Below are 22,220 nucleotides of genomic sequence, written 5' to 3'. Positions count from 1 at the left end.
GGGGCGGAACCTTTGATTCTAAGCGCAATATCCCCGTAGATGGCCGTCCTCCGTTACCTGCAGCTCGATGTCTTCGCCCCCCGCCCCGGCACCGGCAACCCACTGGGCGCCATCCTGGACGCCGACGGGCTCTCCAGCCGCCAGATGCAGGCCCTGGCCGCCTGGCTGAATCTGTCCGAGACGGTGTTCTTCCTGCGCCCCAGCGCGCCGGGTGCCGGCTACCACATCCGCATCTTCACCCCGACCCGCGAGCTGGCCTTCGCCGGCCACCCCAGCGTCGGCGCCGCCTGGGCCGCGGTGAGCTGTGGCTTGGCGCAACCGCGCGACGGCGCCCTGCTGCAGCAATGCGCGGCGGGGTTGCTGCCGGTACGGGTGAGCGGTCCGGCCGAGGCACTGCAGATCCAGCTGGCCAGCCCACCGGCACGGCAACTGGACACGAGGGTGGACGCCGCGCCGGAGACGCTGCTGGCGCTGGCGGCCAACGGGCACGTGCCCGAACTGTGGGACAACGGTGCACGCTGGTGGCTGCTGCCGCTGCGCGACGCCGCCGCCGTGCGCGGACTGGTGCCGGACATGGCCGCGCTGGCCGCCTGGAGTCTCACCACCGATGCCACTGGCGTGGCGGTGTTCGCCGACGAGATCGGCAGCGACCACAGCCGCGTGGTGCGCGCGTTCTGCCCTGCTGATGCGCCCAGCGTGCCCGAGGACCCGGTGACCGGCAGCGCCAATGCGCTGATCGGCGCCTGGCTGCGGCAGCGCGATGCCCTGCCCGGCCGCGAGGGCCGCTACGTGGCCAGCCAGGGCCGAGAAGTGGGCCGCGATGGCCGCGTGCAGGTGCAGGTCGACGCGCAGGGCACGGTGTGGATCGGCGGCCAGGTGCAGTGCGTGATCGACGGCAGCATCCATTGGTAGCGCCGCGCACGGTCGCCGGGCATGGCCCGGCGCAACCGTATCCCCTCTCGTTTTACGGAGTTTGCCCCCTATGACCACCCGCCGTTTCCTGCAGCTGGATGTGTTCTCCCCGCGCGCCGGCGCTGGCAATCCGCTGGCCGTGGTACTCGATGCCGAGGGCCTGGACGATGCCAGCATGCAGGCCATCGCACGCTGGACGCGCCTGCCCGAAACCACCTTCGTGTTCCCGCCGCAGGTGCCGGGCGCCAGCTATCGATTGCGCATGTTCAGCCCGCAGAAGGAGGTTCCGTTCGCCGGCCACCCCAGCGTCGGGACCGCGCATGCAGTGCTGCAGGCGGGCCTGGCCACACCGATCGATGGCGTGCTGGTGCAGGACGGCATTGCCGGCGCCCTGCCGCTGCGCGTCAGCGGTGAGGGTACGCAGCAGCGCATCGCCATCCGTACCCCGCGCGCGCAGCTGGCCGAAACTGCCGAGGCCACCGATCCGCGCCTGCAGGCCGCACTGAAGGACTGGCCATTGGGCTCGCTGCCGCCGGCACGCATGCAGGGCGGGCGTAGCTGGTGGGTCGTGCAGGTGGCCGACGAGGCCGCATTGCGCGCGCTGCAGCCGGACTGGGATGCGGTAGCCGCACTGGCTGAATCCACCGACAGCATGGGCGTGTTCGCCTATGCCTTCAGCGATGGCAGCGAGGGTTTCGACCTGGCCGTACGTGCCTTCGTCGGCAATGGACGCCGCTTCGAGGACGCCGCCTCGGGTGCGGCCAATGCGGTGCTGGCCGCGTGGCTGGACCTGCGCGGCGCCCTGCCGCGTGGCCGTGCACCGTTCGAAGTCAGCCAGGGCCGCGAAGTCGGCCACGATGCGCGCCTGACGCTGCTGGTCGACGAGGACGGCGAGGTCTGGTCGGGCGGCCAGGTGCAGACCGTCATCACCGGCACCATCGATTGGTAAAGGGACACTGTAGAGCCGAGCCCATGCTCGGCTGCTCTTCGGCCAGATCACGGGAGCTGCAGAAGCCGAGCATGGGCTCGGCTCTACAGATGCGCCGGCTCAGCCCAGCTCGGCTTCCAGGCTGATCGGCACGGCGCTCAGTGCCTTGGACACCGGGCAGTTCTGCTTGGCGTCATCGGCAATCGCACGGAACTGCGTCGCGTCGATACCCGGCACCACCGCCTTCACCTTCAGCCGGATCTGCGACAGCTGCGGGCCGCCTTCCAGCGACAGATCGACCTTGGCCTCGGTATCCAGCGAGGTCGGGGTAAAGCCGGCTTCGCCGAGCTTGGCCGACAGCGCCATGGTGAAACAACCGGCGTGCGCGGCAGCGATCAGCTCTTCCGGATTGGTGCCCTTTTCGTCGCCGAAACGGCTGTTGAAGCCGTAGCGGGTCTTGTCCAGCAGGCCACTCTGCGGCGTGCTCAACTGCCCCTTGCCCGACTTCAGATCGCCTTCCCAGTGCGCGGTGGCGTGTCGCGAGATTCCCATGTGCTGCTCCTGCGTGACGGTGATGAACGGTCACCCTCGCACGGGAGGCGTTAGCCCTGCGTCGCTCCGCCGCACGCTGGAGGTCGTCTTCCGAACCCGGCGCGTGGACACTTCCTCGCCAACCGGAAACGCATTTCCCTCTTGTTTTCAGTGGTTTCGCGCATTCCGACGATGGGCGGGCGCCGGCCATGGCGTGCGCTGCCACACCCCCATCCCCCACTGCCGGCCATGTACTGAATCGGCCTGGATATGAAAAAACATGCACTTTCCGCGCTTCGGGCTATTGGCGGCGCCCGAGAGTTGCCCTACATTGCGCTTGCCGACGGGGTTCGGCGCCGACCAAACAACCAACCGTTCACGGAACAGGAAACCATGGCAAAGACCGCTAAGAAGGCTGCCCCGAAGAAGGCAGTGAAGAAAGTCGCGACGAAGGCAGCCGCCAAGCCGGCCGCTCCGAAGCCGATCAAGGAAGTGCTGACCAAGTCCGGCCTGGTTGCACACATCGCTGAAGCCTCCGGCGTCATCGCCAAGGACGTCCGCGCTGTGCTGGCCTCGCTGGAAAGCGCCGTCGCCTCCTCGGTGCACAAGAAGGGCGCTGGCTCGTTCACCCTGCCGGGCCTGCTGAAGATCACCACCGTCAATGTGCCGGCCAAGCCGAAGCGCAAGGGCATCAACCCGTTCACCAAGGAAGAGCAGTGGTTCGCTGCCAAGCCGGCCACCACCAAGCTGAAGGTGCGTCCGCTGAAGAAGCTGAAGGACGCCGCGCTGTAAGCGCGCGCCCCAACGCGGATTCCGACGGGACGGCTCTGGCCGTCCCGTTTTTTTTGTACCAACCACAGCCCGCAACACAGCGTTGCCGCATCCCCGGGAATGCGCGTACAGGCCCGTCGCCATTGGCTGGGCGTGGTGCGTTGCGGCCCCGGAACGTACCGGGTGGAACACTGCGTGCAGCCCCGGCCATCGCCGCCGGGCACGGCCTTGCCTAAGGTGGGCACATCCTCCACAGCTACGGCGAGCGTCCCCTCATGGCCAGCCCCTCCACCCGCTACCGGATCTCGGTGACCCCCATCGAAAAGGACGGGTTGCAGTGCACCGGGCGCTGCACCATCGAACTGGAACATCGCGCCAGCCGCGACCTGATGCGCCTGCTGGAAGCGGCGCCGCGCACCGCAGGCATCAGCGGCGACGAGCGCGCGACCCTGGTGATCGCCACCCAGCTGCTGCGCGACATCGTGCAGCGCCACGCCGAAACCGAAGGCCATGCCCTGGCCGCCATCGCCGCGCAGGTGCTGCCGGCGCTGGATGCACTGGAACAGCTGCCCTCCTCCCGCTGATCGCGGCACAGCCGATACACTGCCTCCTTCCGTTCGCCTCGGGGAGGAGGCAGACATGCGCAGGTTCCTGATACTGATCGCACCGCTGGTGCTGCTGGCCTGTTCCCGGCCGCCATCGCAACCTCATCCTGCGGATGCCGCTCCGCCGGCCACGACCGAGGCGGCTGCCCGCGCGAAGCCACAGGCCGCCGCAGAAGGCGATGCAGCGGCCGTGCAGGCCATCGATGTCGATCCCCTGTTTGCCGCCGTCGCGGCCGAGGCCGAGCTGCCGGCGGGAATGCTCAATGCCTATGTCATGGCCCTGCTCAATCGCGATCGCAAGGCCATCGACGCCGCATGGACCTTCCCGCCCAGCGATGCACGACGCGCCGACGATGCCGCATTGCGCCAGCTCACGGACGTGCGCAGCCTGCGCCTGACCAGCGAACTGCCGGTCGCGCGCGACGGTCACCAGCCACCGCAGCTGCTGGAGGTTCCGGTGCAGATCCGCGCGGTGACCGCTGAGGGCACTTTCCGCTTCGGCGGCTGGTACCGCGTGCAGCCCAGCAGCGATGGCCGCGCCTGGCAGATCCAGTCGGCGCAACTGCGGCCATCGCTGGACTGAACCGTTGCAGCGGCATGCACGCGCGATTCAGCCGGCAAGGCTACTCTTTGGTCCATCCATTCCGCATTCACCGGTCACCGCCATGCGCCTGCGTTCCCTGATGACCCGCCTCGCGGCCTCCACCGTGCTGATCGCTGCTGCGATCGGCGCCCAGGCCGCCCCTTCCATTTCCGGCCGCGAACTGTCGGTCGGTGCCAGCGACGTGCAGCAGTACCTCGATGGCAGCTTCCCGCGCACCCAGGACGCCCTGGGGGGCCTGATCGCCCTGACCATGAGCCATCCGCAGCTGAGCCTTCCGGCCGGCGAACGCTTGAACCTGGGCATGGACGTCGCACTGGCCACCGCCGGTGGCAACCCGTCCAAGCTGGGAACGGTGAAGCTCAGCAGCGGCCTGCGCTACGACGCGCAGACCCAGGGCTTCCACCTGCAGCAGCCGAGCGTGGATGACTTCACCCCGGCCAACCAGGGCGGTCGCCTCGATTCGCGCACCCGCGGCCTGCTCAATGCCTGGCTGAGCGACTACGCCCAGCGCGAACCGATCTACAAGCTGGACCCGGCCGTGGCCGGCCTGCTCGGCGCACTGCAGGTGCAGTCGGCACAGGTGAAGAACGGCAAGCTGGTGGTCACCTTCAACCAGAACCTGGGCAACCTGGTGCCGGCAGGCGTGCTGGGTAAATGAGGTAGTGCCGGCCGCTGGCCGGCACTACCCGTAGCGCATCAGGCGGCAAGTGCCTTGGCCACCGCCTCACTGAAGGCGGGAATGTCGTCCGGCTTGCGGCTGGTGATCAGGTTTCCATCGATCACAACCGCGGTATCGCGCCATTTCGCACCTGCGTTGACCAGATCCTGCTGCAGGGACGGCCAGGACGTCACGTCGCGCCCCTCAGCAAGGCCGCTGTTGATCAGCAACCACGGGCCGTGGCAGATGGCCGCCACAGGCTTGCCGGCTTCATCCACTGCCCGGATGAAGCCGAGTACAACCTCGTCGGTACGCAGCGTGTCCGGATTGATGACGCCTCCGGGCAGGACCAAGGCATCGAAGCGTGCCGGATCCGCTTCATCCAGCGGAATGTCCACCGCGACGGCGTCGCCCCAGTTCTTCTCCTTCCAGCCCTTGATCGTCGCCTCCTTTGCGGGCGACACCACGCTGACGCGCGCGCCCTCGGCTTCCAGCAGCCGCTTGGGTTCGGTCAATTCGGACTGTTCGAAGCCGTGGGTGGCCAGGATGGCAATCTGCTTGCCCTTCAATCGCTCTGCCATGGGTGCACTCCGGTTGGGGGAGCCGACAGAATGGAAGAACGGCCCTTGCACGGCGGTGACCCTGCCGTGCACGGCAGGTGGAGAGCCCCCGGGTAGTGCCGGCCAGTGGCCGGCAGTCCCCGGTACCGGTCAGCGCTTGGGCTGCAGCATGGTGCCGGTGCACTTGGGCGAGCCGCAGCGGCACTCCCAGATCTTCTTCAGCTTGGCGGTATGACGCTCGGCCAGGGTGATGCCGTAGTTGTAGGTCAGTTCCTCACCGGCCTTGATATCGCGCAGCGCCTCGATGAACACCTTGTCGCCACGGCTGTCGCCGTCCTCGTCTTCCTCGATCACTGCCTCGCAGTTCGGGTCGCAGCTGTGGTTGATCCAGCGCGCGTCGTTGCCCTTGTAGTTGGCATCGATCACCCAGTCGTCATTGAGGGTGAACAGGAAGGTATGGCCACTTTCAACGTCGCCGCTGTCATCGGCATCAACGTCGCCGTGGCTGCGCAGCAGGCCCTTGTACTGGATCACGCGCTCGCCCTGCTTGATCGGGGCCACGGAAAACACACCGTTGCCGTGGATGGCGGACTTGCGGGCTTGGATCTTCTTGGGCATCGGCAAGGGAAGTCTGCAGCGAAAGGAACGTTGATTCTCGCCCATTCCGGGTGATTGCGAAAATCACCCCGTTGGCGCAGCATTGCGCCCTGGCAACGGCCCCGGTGTGTTCTCCCGTCCCGGCCCCAGCGCCGGCTGAATGCCCGGGTTGGATGGCGGCGAAGAAAAGCGTACAATTTCAGTCCGCTTTAAGAACCACTCGCATCCCCATGTTGCGCGTCACCAAACTCACCGATTACGCCACCGTCGTACTGACCGTGCTCGCCGCCCGTCCGGGCGAGGTGCTCAGTGCCACCGAGCTGGCCGAATTCACCGGTCTGGAGCCGCCCACCGTCAGCAAGGTACTCAAGCCGCTGGCCCAGGCCGGCCTGGTGGAAGGCCTGCGTGGCGTGCGTGGCGGCTACCGGCTGACCCGCCCGGCCATCGAGATCTCGCTGTTCGAAGTGGTCGAAGCGATGGAAGGGCCGCTGGCCCTGACCGAATGCAGCCACGACCACCACCAGTGCGGCATGGCGCCCAAGTGCGGCGCGCGCAGCAGCTGGCGGCTGATCAACGACGTGGTCTCCGAGGCCCTGCGCGATGTCACCCTCGCCCAGATCCTGCCCCCTCTCCCCCTTGCCGATGACGAACAGCGCCGCACCATCGCTGTCGACGTCGTCTCCTGATCCGTAGGCAGCCCCCCATGGCCACCGAAACCATCGAAAACGTCGCCCACGACGACACCCCCAACCGCGAGATCCACGAGCAGCTCGGCCGCAAGTATTCGGCCGGCTTCATCACCGAGATCGAATCGGACTCCCTGCCGCCGGGCCTGGACGAGGACACCATCCGTGCCCTGTCGGCCAAGAAGGAAGAGCCGGAGTGGATGACGCAGTGGCGCCTGGACGCCTACCGCCACTTCCTGACCATGCCGATGCCGGACTGGGCCAAGCTGGAGATCGCCCCGATCGACCTGCAGGCGCTCAGCTACTACTCCGCGCCGAAGGGCCCGAAGTACGCCTCGCTGGATGACGTGCCCAAGGAGCTTCTGGACACCTACGACAAGCTGGGCGTGCCGCTGCACGAGCGCGCCAAGCTGGCCGGCGTGGCGGTGGATGCGGTGTTCGACTCGGTGTCCGTCGGTACCACCTTCCGCAAGGAACTGGCCGAGAAGGGCATCATCTTCTGCTCGATGTCCGAGGCCATCAAGGAACACCCGGAGCTGGTGCGCCAGTACCTGGGCACCGTGGTGCCGGTGGGTGACAACTACTTCGCCGCGCTCAACTCGGCGGTGTTCTCCGATGGCAGCTTCGTGTTCATTCCCAAGGGCGTGCGCTGCCCGATGGAGCTGAGCACCTACTTCCGCATCAACGCCGGCCACACCGGCCAGTTCGAGCGTACCCTGATCGTGTGCGAGGACAAGGCCTACGTGTCCTACCTGGAAGGCTGCACCGCGCCGATGCGCGACGAGAACCAGCTGCACGCCGCAGTGGTCGAGCTGGTCGCGCTGGAAGACGCGGAGATCAAGTACTCCACCGTGCAGAACTGGTACCCGGGCGACGAGAACGGCGTCGGCGGCATCTACAACTTCGTCACCAAGCGTGCCGAATGCCGTGGCGCGCGCAGCAAGGTCACCTGGACCCAGGTCGAGACCGGTTCGGCGATCACCTGGAAGTACCCGTCCTGCGTGCTGCTGGGCGACGACTCGGTCGGTGAGTTCCACTCCGTGGCGCTGACCCATCACCGCCAGCAGGCCGACACCGGCACCAAGATGATCCACGTTGGCAAGCGCACCAAGAGCAAGATCGTCAGCAAGGGCATCAGCGCCGGCCGCGGCCAGAACACCTACCGCGGCCTGGTGCGTGTGGACCGCAATGCCGATGGCGCGCGCAACTACACCCAGTGCGATTCGCTGCTGATCGGCAAGCAGTGCGGCGCGCACACCTTCCCCTACATCGAGGTGAAGAACCCGGGCGCCACCGTCGAGCACGAGGCCACCACCTCCAAGATCTCCGACGACCAGCTGTTCTACTGCCGCGCCCGTGGCATCAGTCAGGAAGACGCGGTGTCGATGATCGTCGACGGCTTCTGCAAGCAGGTGTTCCGCGAACTGCCGATGGAGTTCGCGGTGGAAGCCAAGAAGCTGCTGGAAGTCTCGCTGGAAGGTTCGGTGGGCTGACCGCCCGCCCCTGCCCCTCGCAAACGCATTCTCTTTACCGGCGGGCCGCGGCCCGCCCCACGGAAACCCCCACCATGCTGAAGATCGAAAACCTCCACGCCCGCATCGGCGACAAGGAAATCCTCAAGGGCCTGTCGCTGGACGTCCAGCCGGGCCAGGTGCACGCCATCATGGGCCCGAACGGCGCCGGCAAGTCCACCCTGGGCAATGTCCTGGCCGGCCGCGACGGCTACGAAGTGACCGAAGGCAGCGTGCAGTTCGACGGCGTCGACCTGCTCGACCAGGACCCGGAAGCACGCGCCGCCGCCGGCCTGTTCCTGGCGTTCCAGTACCCGGTGGAAATCCCGGGCGTGAACAACACCTACTTCCTGCGCGCGGCACTGAACGCCCAGCGCAAGGCACGCGGCGAGGAAGAACTCGATTCCATGCAGTTCCTCAAGCTGGTGCGCCAGAAGCTGGCCGTGCTGCACCTGAAGGACGAACTGCTGCACCGTGGCGTCAACGAAGGCTTCTCCGGTGGCGAGAAGAAGCGCAACGAGATCTTCCAGCTGGCCGTGCTGGAACCGAAGCTGGCGATCCTGGACGAAACCGACTCGGGCCTGGACATCGATGCACTGAAGAGCGTGGCCGATGGTGTCAACGCACTGCGCGCTGCTGATCGCTCGTTCCTGGTCATCACCCACTACCAGCGCCTGCTGGACTACATCAAGCCGGACGTGGTGCACGTGCTGGCCGATGGCCGCATCGTCAAAAGTGGCGGCCCGGAGCTGGCACTGGAACTGGAAGCGCACGGCTATGATTTCCTGAAGGACCGGGTCGTGCCCGAGGCGGCGGTCTGATGAGCGCCCTGCTTGATTCGATGGCCCAGGCCTTCTGCGGCAGCGATGCGCGCCGCGAAGTGCTGGATGCGGCCCTGCGTGACGGCCTGCCGGCCGCCCGCAACGAAGCCTGGAAGTACACCTCGCTGCGCCAGCTGGAGCGCCGTGCATTCGCTGCCGCACCGCTGCAGGGCCCGGCGCTGGACGCCGCCCTGCTGGACGACATCCCGGCGCCGCGCCTGGTGTTCGTCAACGGCCGTCTGGATGCCGCGCTGAGCGACGTGCAGGCCCTGCCGGCCGGCGTGCAGCTACAGCCACTGTCGGCCGCACTGGCCGCTGGCGAAGACGCCGTGCGTTTCCTTGGCCGCCGCTACGAGCGCAGCGAGGAGATCTTCGCCCGCCTGAATGCCGCGCTGGCCGATGAAGGCGTGGTGCTGCGCGTGGATGAAGGCGTGCAGGTCGAAACGCCGCTGCAGCTGGTGTTCGCCAGCGTCGCCGGCGACACCGACCTGGCCTGGCATCACCGCCACCTGATCGAACTGCGTGCCGGCGCCAGCCTGGGCGTGGTCGAGCACCGCTTCAGCGTGGGTGACTCCGCCCACCTGGACAACACCGTGCTGCATGCCCACGTCGCTCGCGATGCCGTGCTCAAGCACGCCCGCGTGCAGGCCGGCAGCGCGCGCCAGACCAGCTTCCTGCGCACCGACGCCGTGCTGGCCCGCGACGCGCAGTACCACCGCGTGGACCTGGAACTGGGCGCCGCGCTCAGCCGCCATGAACTGAACGTGCGCCTCGAAGGCGACAATGCCCAGCTGACCGCCAACGGCGTGCTGCTTGGCAATGGCCGCCGCCACGTCGAAACCCGCCTGGGCATCGACCACATCGCGCGCGATACCAGCTGCGAACTGCTGTGGCGCGGCGTCGCCGCCAACCGCAGCCGCGTGGTGTTCCATGGTGGCATCCAGATCCGCGAAGGCGCCGATGGCACCGACGCGAACCTGTCCAACAAGAACCTGCTGCTGTCGGCCGATGCCGAGATCGACACCCAGCCAACGCTGGTGATCGACGCCGATGAAGTGAAGGCCGCGCACGGTGCGACTGTCGGCCAGCTCGATGCCAACGCGCTGTTCTACCTGCGCTCGCGCGGCCTGCCGCAGGCACAGGCGCAGGCACTGCTGAGCGCCGCGTTCTGCCACGAGCCGTTGAAGATCCTGCCGGACGCACTGCGTGCGCAGCTGGCACGCCGCCTGGACAAGGCGCTGGCCGAGGCAGGTGTGGCATGAACCTGTCCACGCCGCGACCGATCGAAGAACGCACCGGCGCCCCCGACTGGGACCGCGTCCGCCTCGACTTCCCGCTGCTGATGCGTGAAGTGCATGGCAAGCCGCTGGTCTATTTCGACAATGCCAACACCGGCCAGAAGCCGGTGCAGGTGATCGGCGCGGTGGACGAGTTCTACCGCCGCTACAACGCCAACGTCAGCCGCGCGGTGCATGCACTGGGCAGCGAAGCCACCGACGCCTACGAAGGCGCACGCAACACGCTGGCGCGCTTCCTCAACGTGCGCCCCAGCGACCTGGTGCTGTGCAGCGGCACCACCTTCGCCATCAACCTGGTGGCCTACTCGTGGGCGCTGCCTCGACTGAAGGCCGGCGACGTGATCCTGATCACGCGCATGGAGCACCACGCCAACATCGTGCCGTGGCAGCTGGTCGCGCAGCGTACCGGCGCCACCATCCGCGTAGCCGAGATCACGCCTGACGGCGCACTCGATCTGGATGCGCTGCGCGCGGCGATGACCCCGGAGGTCAAGCTGCTGGCCGTCACCCACGTCTCCAACGTGCTGGGCACGGTCAACCCGGTGCGCGAGATCTGCCGCGAAGCGCGCAAGCGCGGCATCATCACCGTGGTCGATGGCTCGCAGGCCGTGCCGCATCGCAAGGTCGACGTGGCCGCGATCGGTTGCGATTTCTATGCGATCACCGGCCACAAGATGTGCGGCCCGACCGGCACCGGCGCCTTGTGGGCGCGCCGCGAGCATCTGGATGCGATGCCGCCGTTCCTCGGTGGCGGCGAGATGATCAAGGAAGTCAGCTTCGACGGCACCGTGTTCAACGATGCCCCGCACAAGTTCGAAGCCGGCACCCCGAACATCGCCGGTTTCATCGGCCTGGGTGTGGCTGCCGACTACCTGCAGCAGCTTGGCCAGGAGAACGTGGAAGCCCGCGAAGCCGAACTGCTGGCGCACTTCACCGAAGAGCTGCGCCGCGTTGACGGCCTGCGCATCATCGGCGAAGCGCCGGAGAAGGCCGCCGTAGTCTCGTTCCTGATCGATGGTGCGCATGCGCACGATCTGGCCACCCTTCTGGATCTGGAAGGCGTGGCCGTGCGCTCGGGCCAGCACTGCGCACACCCGCTGCTGCAGTACTTCGGCGTCGCGGCTACCTGCCGCGCCTCGCTGGCGTTCTATAACACGCATGCCGAGATCGAGCGGTTCATGACCGCACTGACCAAGGTGCGGAAGCTGCTGGGCTGAGGATTCGCCAGAATCAGGGAAGTACGAGAACGCCGCAGGGAACTGCGGCGTTTTTTATTGCGCACTGGACGCAAGCAAGCAGAGGCGTGACCGGGAAGCACCGAGTGACACCAGGAACGGGCAATCTCACCGTAATGCCGATCCATCCACCATCAACGGCCTTGAGGCACCGTCTCCTACATGCCAACAAGCATGGATACCCCGGAGGCAATCAAGAAGACGTACATCATCACGACGCCCCTCAACACCCACCGCTCCCCCTGATGGAGCGCCTGCCCTTTGGAAGTAAGGGCAAGCACTGCAATACCGCGCAAGCACCTAAGCCACCAATCAACCTTGATGATTCCGACTGCAGCAAGTACTTCCGGCCGTTCACGCTCGATTTTCAGCAACATCCTGTGAGTCGCAAATGCGTTTATCCACATGGCACCTAGGATGATGGAAGCCCAAATGGGGAAGCTCTCAACAAGGCTTTTCATCGTTCTTCACCCTGGCACCGCGCTATAAAAATCGTCAAACACGCTCCGCAGATCAAATCATTCCGCAATTTCTGCAATACGGCAAACCCCTCCACCCACATCCGCCTCAACCTTGACGTGGAGATTATTCGTAAAATACACATCCCCATGGCAGACCACTCGGACACTGCTCTCGTAGTAAGTTAAAAGAAGTGAGGAATCAGTAGCGACCTCAGGCTTCACAACCCTGCTTTCACCGACAGGAATTGATCCTACGCCTACCACCACCGCCAACCTCCAAGCTGACGTCATAAATCACCTCCCTTCCAACATTCCAACAATCACCGGATCCGACAACCAATCACAACCTTGCAACCCCAGCGAAAGAACCACAGCAGCCAGGCATGAGTGGATTCGACCACTCCACGCGGCTGAGTGCTCAGCATCCAACTTGCAGTTCGCCATTTCTTGCAGCCTCCGAACATGGAGAAGAATCTGCACCTCCCGAACTGATGTGCCGCCCCGGCCAGTGTTCCAAAGCCATCAACAACGCGACGGCGCTCGATGACTCAGCCGCCACACTTAGACCCTGCTCAGCTGAAGCGAGAAGCTGGCACCGTTCGCGAGCACTGATCAGCTCGGGAAGCGCGACAGAGATTCTCACGATGCCCGACAGGGTTCACCCTCCCACGGGTGTTTAGTCTCTCACCCGGCGAGCCTAACTATCACAGCGAGTTGATCAACTGAAGTGCTGAACAACGACGCTAGCCACTCCTTCAAGAGAACGGATTGGAGATGGCCGCATAAATCACTTCAGGCGGCTCATCAATTCCGAACGCCTCTCTATGCATCATCTCCTCAACATAGCGATGTTTTTCTATGTCCCCAGGATAGGGGCTTGCCACCTCAAGAAAATCACGACCACCAACAGCTACAACAAAACGCTCATGAATATCCCAATAGCACAGTGAGCCGGACGAATGGTGGCGCAGCACAACTTCGAAACCTTCAGCGCGACTATCAATCTCGTAAATATCGTAGGCATCAGCAATGAGAACATCCTCAATCTGCTCGCCGTCCGCAGATATCCTCGACAGCAGCGGCCGGTCACTGCCAGAGACCTTGCAAAATGCGAGCCATATAAAATAGCAATCCACAATTGACAACGACCACGGGTATACAGCGTTGCTCCGCCCTTTCACATATTTCATAAAAAGCAGGGAATCATCACCAAACATGCAACCTACTCCTCCTTAAGTCCAACCTTAATCACCTCTTTAATCTTGGTTCCGGTTCGTTCAGCGCCGAGCCGGGCTGAGGAGTCGATGCGTTCAAGGGCGCAAGAAGACCCTTGACGTACCCACCGAGGCCAACTACGTCCTCAGCTGTACCAATCAGGTCCCGTCGCATCATCTTCTCGACATGCTCTACACCACCAAGTCGCGCGACAACATCCGCAAGGAAAGTGACATCTCCCGCAAATAGCGTCACGTCCTGATCCAGCTTTACGACCCAGCGACCATCACGCGAAAACAAGAAATGATCACGCATGAAGTTCCCATCTTCCAGCCAGTAGAAGCGCAGGCTATCCAGCCCTCGCTCAATTTCCACAGAGCTTCCACCGTCGGAGCACTCTGAACATCGAACCGCGCACATTGCGATATCTGCAAAGTGCTCCGAAAGTGCGCTCAGCCACGCCGCCCAAACATCGTTCGGAGCAAAATCCTCATACAGGTTGCGATCAAACGCCATCCCTGCCCAGTCCTCCCGGAGGAGAGGGAGATCCGGAGGGTTAGCATCCGAGAGGGATGCCGCAATGAAATCTGGCCAGCAACATGTAATGCTCATGGCTTCTCTGAGTGCACTCAAGCCCACTCATCAATACTCCGCCTAACGGCCAACACTTGTGCTTCGGCATAGCGGGGATCGCGAATACGGATATCGGCATCATCAAGATAGTGCCATATCACGTGAGGAACCCCGATTTCATACGAACTTGACCGAATCACGTTCTTGATAAATTGCGCCCTCTGGTACCAGCCAGACACCTGTTCCTCGGAAGCAGGCTCGGATTCCAACAGCCTCCACAGACAGGCTAAAACGAGATTCTTTTCATCGATAGCGCTCAATGCGATACCTCATATTCTTCAACCAAGGCGCAACCCCCCAAAGCCTATCGACGTGATCGATCAGCTCGCAATGACACAGACGCAATCGCGCAACGAGGAGAACTGAGCTGCCCAGGAGTGCCATGGCGTAATGTGACATCTGCGACTCTACCAGCGATCGAGAATGTTCCGAAGCCCCTTCCTGGCAAGTGTCACCCCTAAGACGGGGACCATGTGATCACATGTTAGGCGCGCCTTTGAATCATCCCGCTTTCCTGCCATAGAAGGCAGAAATGAAAGCACATGACGTCATTTCCACAACCTATCACTCACTTCAGATCTTCAAGATTGACGAGCACATCTCCAAATTTCGCACGTGGCACGGGACCAGGGATTCGTAGGGAGCGAACTTCAAGGGGGGCGTGAATTTCGCCAAGCAGCAGATCACCTGTCGAATTGTCAGCTTCTCTTGTCCTGAACACCCCAATTATCGAAACCCATGAATACGCGTATTCGTCAAATACGCCTTGTTGCATATCTACTGGACCTCTAATTCGAACTTGAGTCTCCTCAGTCACTCCGGCCTCAAACAACTCTTTGCTTGAACTCAGTACAAAGAGCTCCCGGCTCACCCCGAGATAGCCCTCCATCCGCACCAACTTTCCATCGAATAGCCGGGGCGTAGCAGCTAGTTCCCGGAAGCTGACTCGGCAAGTGGAGCTGCCCTCGACCCCACAGCTCTTTCCAGACGGTTCGCCCCCGCCTTCTTGATGCCTGCAACCAGCCCCGTAGAAAATAAAAAAAATAACCATGAAAAACCGGAAATCAACATTCACGCCCACACCTCTGCGTCGCCATCCAGCGCCATGGGATACCGCTCACCTTCTTCGCTCCACACCCATAAACCCAAGCTCCTCCTGCCAGCCGAAAAGTGCGCGGAATCATTGATAGCCAAGCTCATCAACAATAGCCTTGCACTCGGGATCCAAATCGACATGAAATGATTTCAACTCCCCGGACGGCAGTTTTCCGTCGTCCGAGCGATGCATTACTGCATATCCTCGCAGCCCTGCCACCGTCCCCTCAGGAGCAATGTCGTAGACATCCCCACCCCACCCCCGCGACGACTTTACATAGTCGGCCACCACCAAAAGACAGTTGTCATCCAGCCGACCGCTTCCTATTTCATGTAGCGAACAACCAGCGACAGATACAAGACATAGCACTGAAGTGCGCGCAAACCCTTGAAGAACCATCGCTGGTCGTCGGCATCGAGATGAACTTGTAGATTTCACAGCACTCCCGCCACTTGTCGAGAAACCCAGGAAGGAACACCGTGGGCCGCGTGTCCACCCGCGTTTGCGGTGGTGATTCTATCAATAGCGCGTCAGCCACTGTTTGACGACAACGTGCTCCCATTCTACTTGGGATAGCCATTCGCCCATCACCCCTTCAGCCATGACCATCCGAACCACCTCACCAGAAAGCTCATACACCGTACGCTCGATGACATTTCCATTGACAGCGGTAATCACCGCCGGTGAAGCCAACGCATCGGTGCAAGTGTACATGACCACTTCATCGGCAGCGCCCAGCACTATATACAGGCCATGCGCACCAACACCGCGAGTGCCGCCCGAATCAGTGGAAAGCCAGCCCTTTTTCCTTCCGACAGCCCACCCTCGACCTCTCGGCAATAATCGTCACACACTCATTCAAAGGAAGCCCACAGGTGTCAGCCGACTTGACGACACCATAACGATCGACCAAGACGAAATATACCCTTAACCTTTCGCTTCCATCCTGATCAAATGATCTCCTGACATCAATTAAATGCACCCTGCATATTTGTGCTTCTGGCACATTTTCGAAAGAATTGAAAACTGACTCGAGCGCCAATTCGTATTGATTAGCCGCTGCGTTTCCCGAATCATGATTCATGACCACATCCAAACGTTCATCTCTTCCGCCACAGGCGGCAATTCCTAAAAAACAAAGCGCCGCCACAACAATACCGGCCAGCCACCCAAAGCGATCAAGCACTTGGGAATTTCTCACTGAAATACCTCCCAAAACTTGGCGCACCCGCAATCTACATCCTTTCACAGAACCCGAGCATTCGCTTCACAATGTTCGAGGCACACTGGCGTTCGTCAATACCACAAGTCCCCGCAGTCAAGAGTTTCCCGCTACCATCAGTCAATACATAGAAAATCCTTCTATTTCTCCGCCCCTCCCGAGAGAGTTCGAGCTGCGATACCACTAACTCTGCATTCACTTCCCGCTCCCCATCCACAGGGCGCGAATGTATGAGTTCATCCATATCAGCATGGATCTTCTGAGATGAGGAGCTGTCGTGGTCCTGGTTGGCCTCCCGAAGAAGACAACCGCGGTCCTGCACACAGGAGGCAAGAAGCAGCATCGGTAAGGCAGCAGATAGAGAAATTATGATCTTCATCGAGACCTGCCCAACCAATAACCTCGTGTTCAAACCAGAATGCGCTCCGCACCACCCGTTCCTATCATCGAATCCGAACGAATTATTATCGGCATTCGCGCAACTGCTGCCTCTAATTGGAGAGCCCCACCCCGCAAGGTGGAACCCCGACCCGTTCATGCCGCAATCTCTGAAGATCCATCTCCATCAGTTCGCGCGTAGTCTCCGGCGGATCAAGACGCAAGCCTTCCTCGAGGATTTGCATTGCGCGCTTACAGTCCCCCCCGCCTTGCTCAAGGGAGAGGAACAGTGCCAATCGCTGCATTGAACTAACGTCCATTCGTGCGACCCCCTCCTCAAGCCAGTAGCGATACCGCTCCATGTCGCCACGCGTCGAGTAGTGCCATTCGAGCTTTAGACGGGCCTCTGCATTCCCGTTTTCAGCCATCGAAATCTGACGTTCCAATTCTTCCTCGGAAAGGGCCAAACTTGGCGCTTCATCATGTTTCTCATTTCGGGAAAGCCGCTCTTCCTGAGGCTCCCCGTTGCCGCAGCCAACAAGCAGCAAAGACAAAACAACGGAATTCGAAAGAATTTTCATTGCTTAACCTTCACCGGTTCCATTCTACGAATTCTGGACCCCAATTCAGGCTCAGCAAACTGATAGGATATTGAACCATCAGCTTTGATCGTAATCGAACGAATGGCGGGGCCCGTCGGCCCCGTCCCTCCAGGCGAGAACCTCTGCCATACACCTGCACCTCCGGTTCCGTTCTCACCCATACTGACACGGAGCGTCATATCATCTCCAGGCTTGTAGTTTTTTGGATAGCGAACGAATCCGTTGGGAGCATATACGGACGACTTATTCAGGTTCGCCCATCCCTGAGCAAAAGCCTTTGCCTGACCGATTTCCGCCCCCAAGTGGCAACCTGCCATGAATATTTCCTGGCCCTGCTTTAGCCCAAACTGGGTCCGAGCCATATCCCAGGAGCTGACTGTGTAGTAATTTTCCATGCGCCCCCCTCGCTGGTCCTGAATGACCATGTTATTGGCGTGCCCTGCGACCGTGAACTTGCCCGGAATATTGAGCGCATCTCCTGCCGCTCTCAGCCCGTTCGGATCAGCTTCACCGAACACGTTCATGTCTGCCCTGCCGTCCGGATCTTTGAACCTATAGGGATTGGCAGAAGCATAGCGATAGCGATTGAATGAAGCCCCTTCCGAACTAGCTGCAACTGGATCAGCCCCCAGAAATGCGACAGTTTGGAAGTCATAGTACCGCTGCTGCATGTAACTCAGCCCGGTCCCGGAGTCCGTCACATGCCCCGTATATCCCGGCCCATCCTTCAACGGCCGATTCACCACCGCCCCATACGGCTCATACACCGTACGCTCGATGACGTTTCCGCTGGCATCGGTGATCGCCACAGGTGACCCAGTGCGTCAGTGTGGATGTACTCGACGACTTCCTGTGCGACCGCCGGAGCCACACAGGCCGCCAGCAGCACCACCGTGGGCACCGCCCGAATCAACAGCGAACAGAGTCCATTCATGGCTTAGTCCCAATTCAATACGCCGCGGGTGACGGAGAAGTCTGCGGACCATGCCGAACAGCCACCGGCGTTGCAGGCCCTGACAATGTAGAGACTGGCGCAGTAGGTCCCGCCGCTCGACTGCACGTAGGTATTGGGGCCGGTGTACAGGCGCCGTCCAGCTCCGGAAGGCTCAAGCTGATACTCCGTTGCCCCCGGAACCGCGCGCCAGCCGACGCTGCATTGCACCTGATAGGGCGCCTTGCGCGTGCTGAGCCACTCCGCCACGCAGATCTGAGTGGCTGCAGGAGGAAGCACGACGGAGACACTGGCGATGCCCGAGTAGGGACTGCACCCCGCGAAATTGCATGCCCTCACGCGATAGGCGTAGCTGCCATTGCCACGGCTGGCAACAAAGCTGTTCCCGCCGCCGTTATGCACCACCGTCCAGCCACCACCGTTGGCACTCTCCTCGCGCGAATCAGCAGGAAAGGTTCCGGCTCAGCACGCTACGATTGAAGACCTGCAAAATCACCAGCGCGGCAGACATCGCAGCTGGAGCCGACATAGGCCTGAACCGGAATGCATCTCCCCGCCATCGGCACCGCTCTCCAGTTGGAAGCCAGTGACATAACCGTCCCTAACGGTTGATCGACGAACGAGCCCCAACCACCATCATGCGACACTGCCTTCTTCAAAGCGAAAAATGAAATGCGGGCGTCAAGAAACCAATGATGAATCAACAGACACATCATCGTAATCAATAGATGCAAACTCAGAAACCGACATCTTCCCCTGAATGCGCAGCAAGCCAATGTAGGCTGTCTTCGCCAGGAGCGACTCATAATTATTAGAACCGAGCACCGCCCTGAGCCATTCCTCGATTGAAGCTGCATCAAGCCTCCCCCGAAGCACTGCAGAAACAAGCGATTCAACCATAAGCCTCCGATTATCATCAACAGGCTCCTGCCCCACCGTAATAATTCCTATGAAAAAACCAAGAATCAGTGGATCTGCCCAGCGCAACCCGCCGATGAAAATGGCCCTCTCTCGGATCTCCGGATCACAATGAAACAACGACCTCGACACCAACATGTAGCTTGGGGAATCGGGGTCATCTGTGAGAATCCCGGAAATTTTGTAAAGCCGTTCAAGCAGCAATTCATCTTCCGCCACCAGGAGTCTCCTGCATTTGCAACCACACGAGTCCCCCAAGGGGCGGTTGCGCGCCCACCCGATCAACGCATGCGCTTCAATCGGGAAAAGGTACAAACGCTGCGCACTACTGCAGGTTTATGGACAGTATTCATCCAAGGGCCACCTCACAACCCCTGCAGTCACTTCAAGTCTTCCAGATCCAGCGCCACTTCCTCAAAGGCGCCACGTGGCATTGGGCCGGGGACCCGAAGAAATCAGACATCAAGCGGAGCATGGATTCCGCCAAGAAGTAGATCGTCTGTCGACGCATCTGGCCGGTCCAGATCTCGCGTCTGGTCTGCTCACGCTTGCCCAGACCCTCGGCATCATCAAATATCAGCTGCATGGATAGCTTCTCAACGTGTGCCGCCATTGTCTCTCATGCGGCCGACCAGCGGCCGGCACTACCGAAATGGTTGTTCAGAGGATCATTAAAGGACGGTAAGCACTGGGCTGATTTACCGCTTCTGCCTAAGACAGCTATGAACTCTTCGCGCGCAGCAAGCCAACGAAAAGCGGTATGTAAGCCACCGTAAACGCCGCCAGAAGTATGAGCGTCCATTCAATGAATGAAATCCCTGTATGACCGTAAACGAGACGCAGCAACCCATAGCTGGCAATCGTGAAAACGGCAGCTTTTGCGTAATAGACGGCGACGCCCTTCAGGATCAATTTGATCTTCATATCCTACTTCAACTTTTCCTACTTCAACTTATCGTTCACAAGTGGTTCTAGATCGCCTAATGAACTGACCGCCGTACCGACGGCATTGGCCGCTGTTTGGGTGGGATTGGAGTATTTAAACCCAGGAGTGGCTTCCTTTATACCCTGCATCAGATTTCCTGTCGCAGCTCGCCCAGTCTGTGTCATCCCAGCACTCGCACTTCTAGCCGCTACACCAGGCGCAGCAGAAACAGCTACCCCTAAGCCAGCCGTTCCTCCGCTCAAGGCTGCGCCCTTCGCAACCTCGGACATAGAAGCGGTCTTACCTTCAAGCTGTGCATTTGCTTGAACTGAAACTGCGCCGACGGCTGCATTTCCAACCACGTTTGCGGCAATGGTTCCACCAGTAGTGGCAGCTGTGCTTGCAACGGCACTTACTCCACCACTTAGCGCGCCAGCCGATGTTGCGACAGCAACTTGCCCCCATTTTACTTGGGAGAATCTTTCGCCCATCGACCCTTCAGCCATAGCCATCTGAACACCGATATTCACAACTGCGCCTATTGGCGCGCCCCACAAGCACCGGGGGCAGCGCCCGGCCGGATTTTTGAACACGACTCCCGAGTACGGACTGCCCCCGCGAAATTGCACGCCCTTACCCGATACACGTAGCTACCCTTATCACGGCTGGCACCAAAGCTGTTCCCGCCGCCGTTATGCACCACCGTCCAGCCACCACCGTTGGCACTCTCCTCCAGCACAAAGCTCTCGCTGTTGGCCGGCACCGACCAGCTCAGGCTGTACTGCGGCACGTTCACCAAGCCCGGCACGCTGATCACCGGCTCGATCGTCGGTGGAGCGACTCTATTCAAGCCCCCCCCAATACGAATGAACTTCTTCTGGTTACGTCGAATTGAACAGATGAAGTTGGGATCAGTACTGCTTCAGCACCGCGCTCCCCATCCAAGTGATTTGAGATAGCCTCTTCGGGGAACGCACCTGGGCCTAGCAGGTAGACGCGATAGTAATCTTCGTAATCATCAAAGCTCTCATTGAACTCGCAGTCGAGCACCCATACTCGACCGAACTCATCCATTGCCACCATTAGTCGCGGGATGTCGTAAAAATCCCGATACTCACATACAGTGAATTTACCTTGTGGAATATTCATTTTATGCGATCTATTTTTTGAACAGGGTTTGACTGAGGGGGACTGAAACTACTTGGCGCGCCACGACCCTCCGCAACATTCACGTGTTGGAAGTTAACATTTCCAGCGCGAGTAGGCTCAGGCGCGACATCCACCTTTCCTCCACCCGCTCGAATCTCCCCTGCGGTGGAGGTTCGAATGGTCCCGTGCGGAACTCCAGCCCCTGCTTCTTGAACGGAGCGTCCTTGAGAAGCAGAAAAGGCGCTTCCTTGCGCAGGCATCTCGCCAGCCCCACCTCGCACAATCACATTGGCATTGGGCACATCTCCGGGAGCATGCGGGTCCCCCTTTGGCGATGCTCCCGCTCCTTCCGAACTTTTATTTCTGTTTGGCGCAGTTACTGATCTTGCGATAGCAATAACTGCTCTAACAACCGGCGCAGCCGGTAGAGCTGCCACAGCTATTGCCGAGGCCGGCTCTACCATTGGACTATAAACATCCGTTTTTCCGACAGCGGCATCACGTGCGAATTGATCACTGTGTCGATCACACGCTCCGCACCGCCCGTCCGGATCAGTAAATTTGTACGGGTTGTTGTAGGCATACGCGTAGGGAGTGAAGTGCCGCATGTCCCCTTTGCTATAGATGGTCACTGGATCAACGCTCAGGAAAGCGCCTAACGCCGGATCCATGTACCGCTGCTGCATATAACTCAGCCCGGTCTCCGAGTCCGTCACATGCCCCGTATATCCCGGCCCATCCTTCAACGGCCGATTCACCACCGCCCCATACGGCTCATACACCGTACGCTCGATGACATTTCCGCTGGCATCGGTGATCGCCACCGGTGAACCCAGTGCATCAGTGTGGATGTACTCGACGACTTCCTGTGCGACCGCCGGAGCCACACAGGCCACCAGCACCACCACCGCGAGTACCGCCCGAATCAACAGCGAAGAGAGTCCGTTCATGG

General features: G+C 61.2%; 27 protein-coding genes. 11 read left to right on the top strand and 16 right to left on the bottom strand.

What is annotated here, in order from left to right; all coding sequences use genetic code 11:
• The first annotated feature begins 39 nt into the window (after positions 1 to 39).
• Together GOC52_RS05095 and GOC52_RS05090 are read left to right on the top strand one after the other, a co-directional pair.
• Positions 40 to 912, top strand: coding sequence for a PhzF family phenazine biosynthesis protein (locus GOC52_RS05095; protein ID WP_191850790.1), 873 nt, complete (start codon positions 40 to 42; stop codon positions 910 to 912).
• Positions 913 to 982: 70 nt separating this feature from the next.
• A complete protein-coding gene (locus GOC52_RS05090; protein ID WP_191850788.1) occupies positions 983 to 1,861 on the top strand; it encodes a PhzF family phenazine biosynthesis protein in 879 nt (292 codons plus the stop codon).
• 99 nt (positions 1,862 to 1,960) lie between these two features.
• Here GOC52_RS05090 and GOC52_RS05085 read toward each other — a convergent pair whose 3' ends face one another.
• Complete coding sequence (locus tag GOC52_RS05085; protein ID WP_005408443.1) at positions 1,961 to 2,392, bottom strand: OsmC family protein; 432 nt, start codon at positions 2,390 to 2,392, stop codon at positions 1,961 to 1,963.
• Between the two features lie 372 nt (positions 2,393 to 2,764).
• Between GOC52_RS05085 and GOC52_RS05080 the strand changes: the two genes are divergently transcribed.
• From GOC52_RS05080 to GOC52_RS05065, 4 genes are all read left to right on the top strand, one after another.
• Positions 2,765 to 3,163, top strand: coding sequence for an HU family DNA-binding protein (locus GOC52_RS05080; protein WP_010483539.1), 399 nt, complete (start codon positions 2,765 to 2,767; stop codon positions 3,161 to 3,163).
• 254 nt (positions 3,164 to 3,417) lie between these two features.
• Complete coding sequence (locus GOC52_RS05075; RefSeq protein WP_010483541.1) at positions 3,418 to 3,726, top strand: DUF3861 family protein; 309 nt, start codon at positions 3,418 to 3,420, stop codon at positions 3,724 to 3,726.
• A 55-nt stretch (positions 3,727 to 3,781) separates the two neighbouring features.
• Entirely contained in the window at positions 3,782 to 4,330 is a 549-nt protein-coding gene (locus tag GOC52_RS05070; RefSeq protein WP_049434503.1) for a hypothetical protein, read from the top strand.
• Between the two features lie 82 nt (positions 4,331 to 4,412).
• Positions 4,413 to 5,009, top strand: a complete 597-nt coding sequence (locus GOC52_RS05065) for a DUF1439 domain-containing protein (RefSeq protein WP_049413438.1) — start codon at positions 4,413 to 4,415, stop codon at positions 5,007 to 5,009.
• 38 nt (positions 5,010 to 5,047) lie between these two features.
• Here GOC52_RS05065 and GOC52_RS05060 read toward each other — a convergent pair whose 3' ends face one another.
• Positions 5,048 to 5,590: a type 1 glutamine amidotransferase domain-containing protein gene (locus GOC52_RS05060; protein ID WP_191850786.1), complete on the bottom strand. Its 543-nt coding sequence runs from the start codon at positions 5,588 to 5,590 to the stop codon at positions 5,048 to 5,050.
• A 129-nt stretch (positions 5,591 to 5,719) separates the two neighbouring features.
• On the bottom strand, positions 5,720 to 6,187 hold the full coding sequence (locus tag GOC52_RS05055) for an SET domain-containing protein (RefSeq protein ID WP_010483549.1): 468 nt from the start codon (positions 6,185 to 6,187) through the stop codon (positions 5,720 to 5,722).
• Positions 6,188 to 6,396: 209 nt separating this feature from the next.
• Between GOC52_RS05055 and GOC52_RS05050 the strand changes: the two genes are divergently transcribed.
• The 5 genes from GOC52_RS05050 (at position 6,397) to GOC52_RS05030 (ending at position 11,699) form a co-directional block, all read left to right on the top strand.
• Positions 6,397 to 6,852: an SUF system Fe-S cluster assembly regulator gene (locus GOC52_RS05050; RefSeq protein ID WP_005408436.1), complete on the top strand. Its 456-nt coding sequence runs from the start codon at positions 6,397 to 6,399 to the stop codon at positions 6,850 to 6,852.
• 17 nt (positions 6,853 to 6,869) lie between these two features.
• Entirely contained in the window at positions 6,870 to 8,345 is a 1,476-nt protein-coding gene (gene sufB / locus GOC52_RS05045) for a Fe-S cluster assembly protein SufB (protein ID WP_043396952.1), read from the top strand.
• 74 nt (positions 8,346 to 8,419) lie between these two features.
• Complete coding sequence (sufC, locus tag GOC52_RS05040; RefSeq protein ID WP_019659403.1) at positions 8,420 to 9,184, top strand: Fe-S cluster assembly ATPase SufC; 765 nt, start codon at positions 8,420 to 8,422, stop codon at positions 9,182 to 9,184.
• A complete protein-coding gene (gene sufD / locus GOC52_RS05035) occupies positions 9,184 to 10,446 on the top strand; it encodes a Fe-S cluster assembly protein SufD (RefSeq protein ID WP_100447946.1) in 1,263 nt (420 codons plus the stop codon). The genes sufC and sufD overlap by 1 nt, the downstream gene beginning before the upstream one ends.
• Positions 10,443 to 11,699 (top strand): cysteine desulfurase, encoded by a 1,257-nt coding sequence (locus tag GOC52_RS05030; protein WP_010483557.1) that lies wholly within the window; start codon positions 10,443 to 10,445, stop codon positions 11,697 to 11,699. The genes sufD and GOC52_RS05030 overlap by 4 nt, the downstream gene beginning before the upstream one ends.
• A 176-nt stretch (positions 11,700 to 11,875) precedes the next feature.
• On the opposite strand, the gene GOC52_RS05025 is transcribed toward GOC52_RS05030, so the two are convergent.
• The 13 genes from GOC52_RS05025 to GOC52_RS04960 all read right to left on the bottom strand — a co-directional run bounded on the left by GOC52_RS05025 (position 11,876) and on the right by GOC52_RS04960 (position 22,218).
• Complete coding sequence (locus GOC52_RS05025; protein WP_191850783.1) at positions 11,876 to 12,178, bottom strand: hypothetical protein; 303 nt, start codon at positions 12,176 to 12,178, stop codon at positions 11,876 to 11,878.
• Between the two features lie 755 nt (positions 12,179 to 12,933).
• Positions 12,934 to 13,395, bottom strand: coding sequence for a hypothetical protein (locus tag GOC52_RS05020; protein ID WP_191850781.1), 462 nt, complete (start codon positions 13,393 to 13,395; stop codon positions 12,934 to 12,936).
• 31 nt (positions 13,396 to 13,426) lie between these two features.
• On the bottom strand, positions 13,427 to 13,909 hold the full coding sequence (locus GOC52_RS05015; protein ID WP_019337099.1) for a hypothetical protein: 483 nt from the start codon (positions 13,907 to 13,909) through the stop codon (positions 13,427 to 13,429).
• 685 nt (positions 13,910 to 14,594) lie between these two features.
• The gene (locus GOC52_RS05010) at positions 14,595 to 15,101 is read right to left on the bottom strand and encodes a hypothetical protein (protein WP_191850779.1); all 507 of its coding nucleotides are present in this window, start codon (positions 15,099 to 15,101) and stop codon (positions 14,595 to 14,597) included.
• Between the two features lie 540 nt (positions 15,102 to 15,641).
• Positions 15,642 to 15,836, bottom strand: coding sequence for a hypothetical protein (locus GOC52_RS05005; RefSeq protein ID WP_049413427.1), 195 nt, complete (start codon positions 15,834 to 15,836; stop codon positions 15,642 to 15,644).
• Between the two features lie 70 nt (positions 15,837 to 15,906).
• Complete coding sequence (locus GOC52_RS05000; protein WP_191850777.1) at positions 15,907 to 16,350, bottom strand: hypothetical protein; 444 nt, start codon at positions 16,348 to 16,350, stop codon at positions 15,907 to 15,909.
• Positions 16,351 to 16,835: 485 nt separating this feature from the next.
• Entirely contained in the window at positions 16,836 to 17,303 is a 468-nt protein-coding gene (locus GOC52_RS04995) for a hypothetical protein (RefSeq protein WP_054171181.1), read from the bottom strand.
• Positions 17,300 to 18,133: an RHS repeat-associated core domain-containing protein gene (locus GOC52_RS04990; protein ID WP_238794422.1), complete on the bottom strand. Its 834-nt coding sequence runs from the start codon at positions 18,131 to 18,133 to the stop codon at positions 17,300 to 17,302. Before GOC52_RS04990 ends, GOC52_RS04995 begins: the two co-directional genes overlap by 4 nt.
• Positions 18,134 to 18,957: 824 nt before the next feature.
• Positions 18,958 to 19,413: a hypothetical protein gene (locus tag GOC52_RS04985; RefSeq protein ID WP_191850775.1), complete on the bottom strand. Its 456-nt coding sequence runs from the start codon at positions 19,411 to 19,413 to the stop codon at positions 18,958 to 18,960.
• Positions 19,414 to 19,914: 501 nt separating this feature from the next.
• Positions 19,915 to 20,118 (bottom strand): hypothetical protein, encoded by a 204-nt coding sequence (locus GOC52_RS04975; protein WP_054171178.1) that lies wholly within the window; start codon positions 20,116 to 20,118, stop codon positions 19,915 to 19,917.
• Between the two features lie 18 nt (positions 20,119 to 20,136).
• Positions 20,137 to 20,649, bottom strand: a complete 513-nt coding sequence (locus tag GOC52_RS04970) for a hypothetical protein (RefSeq protein WP_191850773.1) — start codon at positions 20,647 to 20,649, stop codon at positions 20,137 to 20,139.
• 316 nt (positions 20,650 to 20,965) lie between these two features.
• The gene (locus GOC52_RS04965; RefSeq protein WP_191850771.1) at positions 20,966 to 21,268 is read right to left on the bottom strand and encodes a hypothetical protein; all 303 of its coding nucleotides are present in this window, start codon (positions 21,266 to 21,268) and stop codon (positions 20,966 to 20,968) included.
• Entirely contained in the window at positions 21,265 to 22,218 is a 954-nt protein-coding gene (locus GOC52_RS04960; RefSeq protein WP_100051464.1) for an RHS repeat domain-containing protein, read from the bottom strand. The genes GOC52_RS04965 and GOC52_RS04960 overlap by 4 nt, the downstream gene beginning before the upstream one ends.
• Positions 22,219 to 22,220: the final 2 nt, after the last annotated feature.

Source organism: Stenotrophomonas sp. SXG-1, assembly GCF_014083965.1.
GTDB classification, from domain to species: domain Bacteria; phylum Pseudomonadota; class Gammaproteobacteria; order Xanthomonadales; family Xanthomonadaceae; genus Stenotrophomonas; species Stenotrophomonas geniculata.
This window is presented reverse-complemented; position numbering and strand designations above follow the sequence as displayed.

Coding starts and splice junctions, on each gene's coding strand:
- GOC52_RS05095 (WP_191850790.1), top strand. CDS start 40: ATGGCCGTCCTCCGTTACCTGCAGCTCGATGTCTTCGCCCCCCGCCCC.
- GOC52_RS05090 (WP_191850788.1), top strand. CDS start 983: ATGACCACCCGCCGTTTCCTGCAGCTGGATGTGTTCTCCCCGCGCGCC.
- GOC52_RS05085 (WP_005408443.1), bottom strand. CDS start 2,392: ATGGGAATCTCGCGACACGCCACCGCGCACTGGGAAGGCGATCTGAAG.
- GOC52_RS05080 (WP_010483539.1), top strand. CDS start 2,765: ATGGCAAAGACCGCTAAGAAGGCTGCCCCGAAGAAGGCAGTGAAGAAA.
- GOC52_RS05075 (WP_010483541.1), top strand. CDS start 3,418: ATGGCCAGCCCCTCCACCCGCTACCGGATCTCGGTGACCCCCATCGAA.
- GOC52_RS05070 (WP_049434503.1), top strand. CDS start 3,782: ATGCGCAGGTTCCTGATACTGATCGCACCGCTGGTGCTGCTGGCCTGT.
- GOC52_RS05065 (WP_049413438.1), top strand. CDS start 4,413: ATGCGCCTGCGTTCCCTGATGACCCGCCTCGCGGCCTCCACCGTGCTG.
- GOC52_RS05060 (WP_191850786.1), bottom strand. CDS start 5,590: ATGGCAGAGCGATTGAAGGGCAAGCAGATTGCCATCCTGGCCACCCAC.
- GOC52_RS05055 (WP_010483549.1), bottom strand. CDS start 6,187: ATGCCCAAGAAGATCCAAGCCCGCAAGTCCGCCATCCACGGCAACGGT.
- GOC52_RS05050 (WP_005408436.1), top strand. CDS start 6,397: ATGTTGCGCGTCACCAAACTCACCGATTACGCCACCGTCGTACTGACC.
- sufB (WP_043396952.1), top strand. CDS start 6,870: ATGGCCACCGAAACCATCGAAAACGTCGCCCACGACGACACCCCCAAC.
- sufC (WP_019659403.1), top strand. CDS start 8,420: ATGCTGAAGATCGAAAACCTCCACGCCCGCATCGGCGACAAGGAAATC.
- sufD (WP_100447946.1), top strand. CDS start 9,184: ATGAGCGCCCTGCTTGATTCGATGGCCCAGGCCTTCTGCGGCAGCGAT.
- GOC52_RS05030 (WP_010483557.1), top strand. CDS start 10,443: ATGAACCTGTCCACGCCGCGACCGATCGAAGAACGCACCGGCGCCCCC.
- GOC52_RS05025 (WP_191850783.1), bottom strand. CDS start 12,178: ATGAAAAGCCTTGTTGAGAGCTTCCCCATTTGGGCTTCCATCATCCTA.
- GOC52_RS05020 (WP_191850781.1), bottom strand. CDS start 13,395: ATGTTTGGTGATGATTCCCTGCTTTTTATGAAATATGTGAAAGGGCGG.
- GOC52_RS05015 (WP_019337099.1), bottom strand. CDS start 13,909: ATGGCGTTTGATCGCAACCTGTATGAGGATTTTGCTCCGAACGATGTT.
- GOC52_RS05005 (WP_049413427.1), bottom strand. CDS start 15,836: ATGTACACTTGCACCGATGCGTTGGCTTCACCGGCGGTGATTACCGCT.
- GOC52_RS04995 (WP_054171181.1), bottom strand. CDS start 17,303: ATGAAAATTCTTTCGAATTCCGTTGTTTTGTCTTTGCTGCTTGTTGGC.
- GOC52_RS04975 (WP_054171178.1), bottom strand. CDS start 20,118: ATGAAGATCAAATTGATCCTGAAGGGCGTCGCCGTCTATTACGCAAAA.
- GOC52_RS04965 (WP_191850771.1), bottom strand. CDS start 21,268: ATGAATATTCCACAAGGTAAATTCACTGTATGTGAGTATCGGGATTTT.
- GOC52_RS04960 (WP_100051464.1), bottom strand. CDS start 22,218: ATGAACGGACTCTCTTCGCTGTTGATTCGGGCGGTACTCGCGGTGGTG.